Here is a 6,270-nt window from a genome sequence, read left to right on the forward strand (position 1 = left end):
CGCAATACGAAACGAAAGCCTTTCGTTTCGTATTGCGTATACTGCCGCCATGCCCACCGCCGCCCCGCTCGCCCCCCTCACCCGGCTCGCCGAGCTGCTGCCCGCGTCCCTCGACCGGCCCGAAGGCGACCTCCTCGCACCGGGCAGCTCCTGGAACCTCTCCCAGACGCTGCAGCACTGCGCCCAGACCGTCCGCTACTCGGTGACCGGATACCCCCGGCTGAAGCCGGCCCTCTTCCGGGCCACCGCCGGGACCCTCGCCAAACGCCTCTTCCTGCGCCGGGGCGCCACCAGGCACTCCCTCGACGCGGAACTCGACGGCGCCCCGCCCCTCGACCCGGCGCTCCCGGCCGCCGAGGCGGCGGCACGGCTCGCCGACGCGGTCACCCTCTTCACCGCCCACACCGGGCCGCATCCGCTCCACCCGGCGTACGGCGGCTGCACGCACGCGGAGTACGAGCGGCTGCACGCCATGCACCTGGCCGAGCATCTGCCGGGCCTGGCCGATGCCTGACGCCGGGCCCGGCGGCGGTCCGCCCCGGCGGGGCCGCCCCCGTGACGCAGGGCGGGACCGCGCCCTGCTGGAGGCCACCCTCGCCGTGCTGGCCGAGAGCGGGTACGGCGGGCTGACCACCGGTGCGGTGGCGGCCCGGGCCGGGGTCTCCACCGCGACGCTCTACCGCCGCTGGTCCTCGAAGGAGGAGCTGGTGATCGCGGCTGCCACGACCCGCGCCGAGGACCTGGTGAAGCAGCCCGACACCGGCAGCCTCGAAGGGGACCTGCGGACCCTGCTGAGGGACAAGGCCGCGAGCCTGACCGGGGAGAGCGGGAGGCTGATGCGCGCCCTCATCGGCGAGGCCGCCCACAACGACGCCCTCGCCGAAGCCCTCGCGACCAGCTTCCTGGTGCCGGTACGGCGCCGGGTGGAGGAGGCGGTGGGGCGGGCGGCGGAGCGGGGGGAGATTCCGCCGGTCGAGGACCTGGAGATGCTCGGCGACCTCGTCGTAGGGCCGATGCTGAGCCACTTCCTGATCACGCCGAGGCTGCCCGAGCGGGTGGACGCGAAGGCCGCGAGGGCGGGGGCGGACCGGCTCCTGCCGTTCGTCCTGCGGGCCCTCGGCGCCGACGCGCGGGGCCCCGCACCGGCCTAGGCGGGGGGCGGGGGGTGTGACCACCTGGCTGCGACAAGTGGTGATCGAGTCTCAGCGACACGCCGGAAACACGCCGTGCATGCGGCGTGTCGCTGAGACTGAGCGCACACAACTCCCCGGGCTACTCGGGGAGCAGGGCCAGGGCCTCCACCTCCAGGAGCAGTTCGGGGCGGAACAGGGCCGCGACCTGGACGGCGGTGCTGGCGGGCGGGCGCTCGACGTCGATGTAGCGGTCGCGTGCCTCGCGTACGGCGGGCAGGTGGGCGACGTCGGTGACGTAGAACGTGAACTTCACGACGTTCTCGAAGCCGGCGCCCGCCGCGGCCAGACAGCGGCGGAGGTTCTCGAAGACCTGGAGGGCCTGCGCGGCCGGGTCGCCCTCGCCGACCACCTTGCCGACGGCGTCGAGGGCGATCTGCCCGGAGACCGCCACCAGCCGCCCGGTCCCCATGACCACATGGGTGTAGCCGGTGCCGGGGGCGACGCCCTCCGGTGCGGCTATGTGCGTGAGGTGCGGGGTGTCGTGTGTGGGTGCCATGGCGCGCATTCTGCACGGCGGTCCCGGGGGACGCAGGTGGATTAGGCCTGGATCAGGCCTGGATCAGGCCGGGGGACGCGGGTGGATCAGGCAGAGGTCCCCAGGGCGGCCGTGAACTTGCCCAGCCGGGCGATGCCCTCGCTCAGTTCGTCGGCCGACGCCGCGTACGACAGCCGTACGTGGGTGTCGGCCGTGCCCACGCCGAAGTCGCGGCCCGGGGTGAGCGCCACGTGGGCCTCGCGCAGGGCGCGGGCGCAGAACTCCCAGGAGGTCAGGCCGGTGCCGCTGACGTCGAAGTAGGCGTAGAACGCGCCGTCGGGAGGGACGGGCACGGGCAGGCCGATGCGGTCCAGGCCGTCCAGGACGAGCGCGCGCCGCTCGGCGAACTCCACCCGGCGGGCCTCGGCCACGGCGAGGGACTCCGGGGTGAAGCAGGCCAGGGCGGCGTGCTGGGCCGGGGCGGAGGCGCACAGGAAGTAGTTCTGGGCGAGGCGCTCCAGCGCGGGGACGAGGGTTTCGGGGACCACGCACCAGCCGAGCCGCCAGCCGGTCATGCCGAAGTACTTCGAGAAGCTGTTGACGACGACGGCGTCGGGGTCGTGCGCGAGGGCGCTGCCCGGCGGGCGGCCCCGGTCGTCGTGGTCGCCGAGGTCGAGGTAGATCTCGTCGACCAGCCGCCACGCCCCGCGCTCGCGGGCGAGGGCGCAGAGCGACTCCAGTTCGTCCGCCGGGACCGAGGTGCCGGTCGGGTTCGAGGGGGTGGCGATCATGACGCCGCGGGTGCGGTCCGTCCAGTACGACCGTACGGACGCCGTGTCCAGCTGGAAGCGGGAGGCCGGGGTGGTCGGGACCAGGGTGACGTCGGCGCCGAAGCTCTCCATGATCTGGCGGTTGCAGGGGTAGGAGGGGTCCGCGATCAGTACCTCGTCGCCGGGGTCGACCAGGGCGGCGGTGGCCAGCACGAGGGCGGCGGAGGCGCCCGCGGTCACGGCCACCCGGGCCGGATCGACCTCCACGCCGTGCTTCTCGGCGTAGAAGCGGGCGATGGCCTGGCGCAGCGCGGGGAGGCCGAGGGCCGCCGTGTAGGTCATCGGCGTGCCGTCCATGGCCGCGCGCATCGCCTCCAGGACGGCGGGCGGGGCGCCGAAGTCGGGCTCGCCCAGGCTGAGTTTGACCACGTGGTGGCCCGCCGCCTCCAGTTCGGCGGCCTGCTTGCCGAACTCCATCGCGTAGAAGGGGGCTATGGCCTGGGCGCGCTGCGAGATCCTCATACCGTCGATTTTCCGACAGGTGGGTGTCTGTGTGGCCAGAGGGGCCGGGCCGGCCAGTCGAGCAGGCGGGCGCCGATGACAGCGGTCTGCAGGGTGTAGCGGTGCGCGGGGTCGGCGGGGTTGACGCCGGTGCGCTGGTGGATGCGTTCCAGCCGGTATGTCAGGGCGCGCACGCTCAGCGATAACCGGCGGGCGGCCTGCGCGGCGACACAGCCGGAGTCGAAGTAGGCGGTGAGCGTGGCCAGTTGGGGCTCGGCGCCGCCGCGGGCGGTGGTCAGCGGGCCGAGGACGGCCTGCACGAGGTCGGCCATGGCCTGCCGGTCGCGAGTCAGGACGGTGTAGACGAGCAGGTCGGCGGCGCGCAGCACCGGGTCGCCAAGCCCCAGCCGCTCGGCGAGTTCGAGGGAGCCCCGAGCCTCCTCGTAGGACTGGACGACCCCGCCGGGGCCGGGCTGCGGCCGCCCGATCGCCACCCGCCCGCCACCGGTCGCGGTCCGCGCCTGCCGCGCGAAGACGGGCAGGATCTCGTCCCGATGGCCGGGGGCGACACACACCAGCAGACCGTCCTTGGTGGTAGCAGCACCTCGCGGTCGCCGAACCGGGCGAGCAGCGCGCGCTCCACCCGCCGGGGCACCGGGTCGCCCTCGTCGTAGGCGGCCGGGCCCTGGGCGACGGCGACGGCGTGGGTGTGCGACAGCCGCAGACCGAAGCGTTCGGCGCGCTGCGCGAGACGGCCCAGGTCGCTCCGGCCGTAGAGCAGGTCGTCGATGAACTCCCGACGCGCCGCCTCCTCCCGCCGTACGGCCAGCCGCTGGGCGCGCTCGTATCCCTCGGCCAGCGCGTCGATCACCTGCTGCACGGCGGCCAGGACGCTGTCGTTGGATCCGTTGGATCCGTTGGATCCGGTGGAGCCGGTGGAGCCGGGGCGGACCGAGCGGGCGGCGGCCAGATGGGCGCTGACCAGGGCGCGCAGACCGTGACCGGCGTCGGCGGCGCGCTCGCCGAGGGCGCGCCGGGACTCCAGCTCCTCCCGGGTGAGCCGCCGGCCGGTGGCCGTGGCCTCCGCGAGGAGCAGGGTGTAGCCGTCCAGGTACTGCACGGGAATCTCCCCCGTCACGCTCGCCCCCCGCGTTCGTGTTCCGGCAACGAACCGGCGGACAAGGTTGCCCGGTCCGCACAGTGCGCGGCGGTGTTCGATTCTGGAGGATCTTCCCGTCGGCACGAAGCCAATCAATCATGGGGGTACGACAATGAGAGCTACCCGTGCGGCGCTGGCCCTCGCCGTGGGCGCGCTGACCCCGGCCCTGCTGCTCGCCTCGCCGTCCTTCGCGGCCACCGCGGCCGTCACGGCGTCCGCATCGACCGCCGCCGAGGCGGATTCGCCGTACGACTCGATGACGGAGGACGAGCTCCGGATCGCGATCGCGCGGATCCTCGCCGACGAGAGCACGGGCAAGGCGGTGCGCAGGGAGGCCCAGGAGGCGCTCGACGGCACCGTCGACGACATGCGCGCCTTCCTGAAGACGGGCATCGTGCTCGCCCAGGACGAGGACAACATGGTGGCGATCTTCCGGATCCTCGCCGACCCCGACAGCGGCAGGGCCGTCTACCGGGAGGCCACGGAGGCCATCGAGGGCACCGTCGAGGACCGGATCGCCTTCCTGGCGACCGGCTACCGCCTCGCCCAGGCCGAGGACGACCGGGTCGCCATCGCGAAGATCCTCGCCCGCACCGACATCAGCCCCGCCCTCCGCGCGGCGGCGGAGGCCGCGATCGACGGCACCCCCGAGGAACTGCGCTGGTTCCTGGAGGTCGGCCAGTACGAGGTGGATGGCTAGAGATCGCAGCCCGAGACAGCACCGCAGCCTGTTGAATAACAGGCCAGACCTTTGAGGGGCGAGGTGACGGAGCAGTCATGGGTGAGACCGAGAACACGCAACTGATGCGGCGCATATGCGCCGGGCTGGCCGAGGGGGACGGCCGCCCCCTCGCCGAGAGCCTCGCCGACGACTTCCGCTGGACGATCATCGGCACGACGAAATGGTCAGGGACGTACGAGGGCAAGCAGGCCGTCCTCAACGAACTCTTTCGTCCGCTCCTCGCCCAGTTCGCAGATACGTACACGAACACCGCGCGACGTTTCATCGCCGCCGGCGACCACGTGGTGGTGGAGTGCAGCGGCCGCGCCACCACCACCGGTGGGAAGCCCTACAACAACACGTACTGCTGGGTTTGCCACATCAATGACGGAAAGCTGCAAGCGCTCACCGAGTACTGCGACACCGATCTGATAGCCAGAACACTGGGTGAACCGGGCGAGCCGAAGCCCCGATGATCAAGGCGGCCGAGGGGGAGCCGGCTGACGTCCGTCAGGACCTGGGCTGGGTGATGCGCCGACGGACAGCTTCTCCCAGTAGCCGCGCAGTTCGGCGTCGTCGTCACCGCTCACGGAGACTTTTCCGGTCGGTCTGTAGTCCATGCAGGGCGGGGTGGGGCAGGTTGAACGGGCCGAACTCATCCAGGCATAAGACGACTTTGGGCTCGCCTTCCTCGGGTACGACCGCCCTTGTACGTCGGGTAGAGCGCCTCGAAGCCGTCGGCACTGAAGTTGTGGATCACGGCCCGGACCCGTTCTGCAACGTGCAGACGCTAGCGGCTGCACGCGTGTTCACGCCCTCATGCCGGGCGGGTGCCCTGTTCCCGCGAGGCCGCTTCCAGCCGGGTGATGTCCTCCGTGTCCTTCCTGCGGCGGGGCCGACCGGAACCCAGACTGGCATCATCTGCTTGATCTCGATCTGGGCACGCGGACTGATGATCCGGCACCGCCCCGATACGGCCAACAGGAGCATCGAGCATGCCCTCCGGCCACACCTCCCCAGCCCAGGGACCGCCAGCAACTACAACGCGCCCGAACCGGTCCTTGCTCAAGAGAGCGAAGCTGAACTCCACGCCCTGCCTGCAGAAAACAAGCTGCTGGTCCGCAGGCGGCCCGGACAGCGGCTCATAGCCGGAACGCAGCAGGCCGCCGGTCAGAGCAGGAGCATCCTCCGCCCAGGCGGACCAGTCGATGTCCACATGGTCACGCGTGACCTCGCCGATGAAGAAGTCCATGGCTCAACCCCCGCCGAGCCGCGTCCAGGCGTGCGCGCTTTCCGTGTTTTCTGGTCATCTCTTGGACAGCCCACGTCGGAAAGCGCGGGGTCAGGAAACGCCCTGGCGCAACGACGCGATGAGGCGGTCAAGGTCCCCGCGTGCCGTGTACGTACGGATCGGGTCGATGTAGTCGCGCGACTCGATGATCTGACCGTCC

The 6,270-nt window shown here is 71.8% G+C and carries 7 protein-coding genes and 1 pseudogene; 4 read left to right on the top strand and 4 right to left on the bottom strand.

What is annotated here, in order from left to right:
- Positions 1-49: 49 nt before the first annotated feature.
- On the top strand, positions 50-514 hold the full coding sequence (locus ACLZN2_RS44550) for a DUF1569 domain-containing protein (protein WP_416985552.1): 465 nt from the start codon (positions 50-52) through the stop codon (positions 512-514).
- On the top strand, positions 507-1,151 hold the full coding sequence (locus tag ACLZN2_RS44555; protein ID WP_416985554.1) for a TetR/AcrR family transcriptional regulator: 645 nt from the start codon (positions 507-509) through the stop codon (positions 1,149-1,151). Before ACLZN2_RS44550 ends, ACLZN2_RS44555 begins: the two co-directional genes overlap by 8 nt.
- Positions 1,152-1,272: 121 nt before the next feature.
- Here the strand turns inward: ACLZN2_RS44555 and ACLZN2_RS44560 are convergent, their stop codons facing one another.
- The 3 genes and pseudogenes from ACLZN2_RS44560 to ACLZN2_RS44570 form a co-directional block, all read right to left on the bottom strand.
- Positions 1,273-1,689 carry a RidA family protein gene (locus ACLZN2_RS44560; RefSeq protein ID WP_416985556.1) on the bottom strand — a complete coding sequence of 139 codons (417 nt, stop codon included), beginning with the start codon at positions 1,687-1,689 and terminating at the stop codon, positions 1,273-1,275.
- Positions 1,690-1,775: 86 nt separating this feature from the next.
- Positions 1,776-2,960, bottom strand: a complete 1,185-nt coding sequence (locus ACLZN2_RS44565; RefSeq protein ID WP_416985558.1) for a pyridoxal phosphate-dependent aminotransferase — start codon at positions 2,958-2,960, stop codon at positions 1,776-1,778.
- Positions 2,957-4,077 (bottom strand): annotated as a pseudogene (locus tag ACLZN2_RS44570) (PucR family transcriptional regulator). Before ACLZN2_RS44570 ends, ACLZN2_RS44565 begins: the two are co-directional and overlap by 4 nt.
- A gap of 133 nt (positions 4,078-4,210) precedes the next feature.
- Here ACLZN2_RS44570 and ACLZN2_RS44575 point away from each other — a divergent pair.
- Complete coding sequence (locus tag ACLZN2_RS44575) at positions 4,211-4,798, top strand: ALF repeat-containing protein (protein ID WP_416985560.1); 588 nt, start codon at positions 4,211-4,213, stop codon at positions 4,796-4,798.
- A gap of 77 nt (positions 4,799-4,875) precedes the next feature.
- Positions 4,876-5,295 (top strand): nuclear transport factor 2 family protein, encoded by a 420-nt coding sequence (locus tag ACLZN2_RS44580; protein ID WP_416985562.1) that lies wholly within the window; start codon positions 4,876-4,878, stop codon positions 5,293-5,295.
- 341 nt (positions 5,296-5,636) lie between these two features.
- Here ACLZN2_RS44580 and ACLZN2_RS44585 read toward each other — a convergent pair whose 3' ends face one another.
- Entirely contained in the window at positions 5,637-6,071 is a 435-nt protein-coding gene (locus ACLZN2_RS44585) for an aminoglycoside adenylyltransferase (RefSeq protein ID WP_416985563.1), read from the bottom strand.
- Positions 6,072-6,270: the final 199 nt, after the last annotated feature.

Source organism: Streptomyces sp. T028, from assembly GCF_048159505.1.
Lineage (GTDB): Bacteria > Actinomycetota > Actinomycetes > Streptomycetales > Streptomycetaceae > Streptomyces.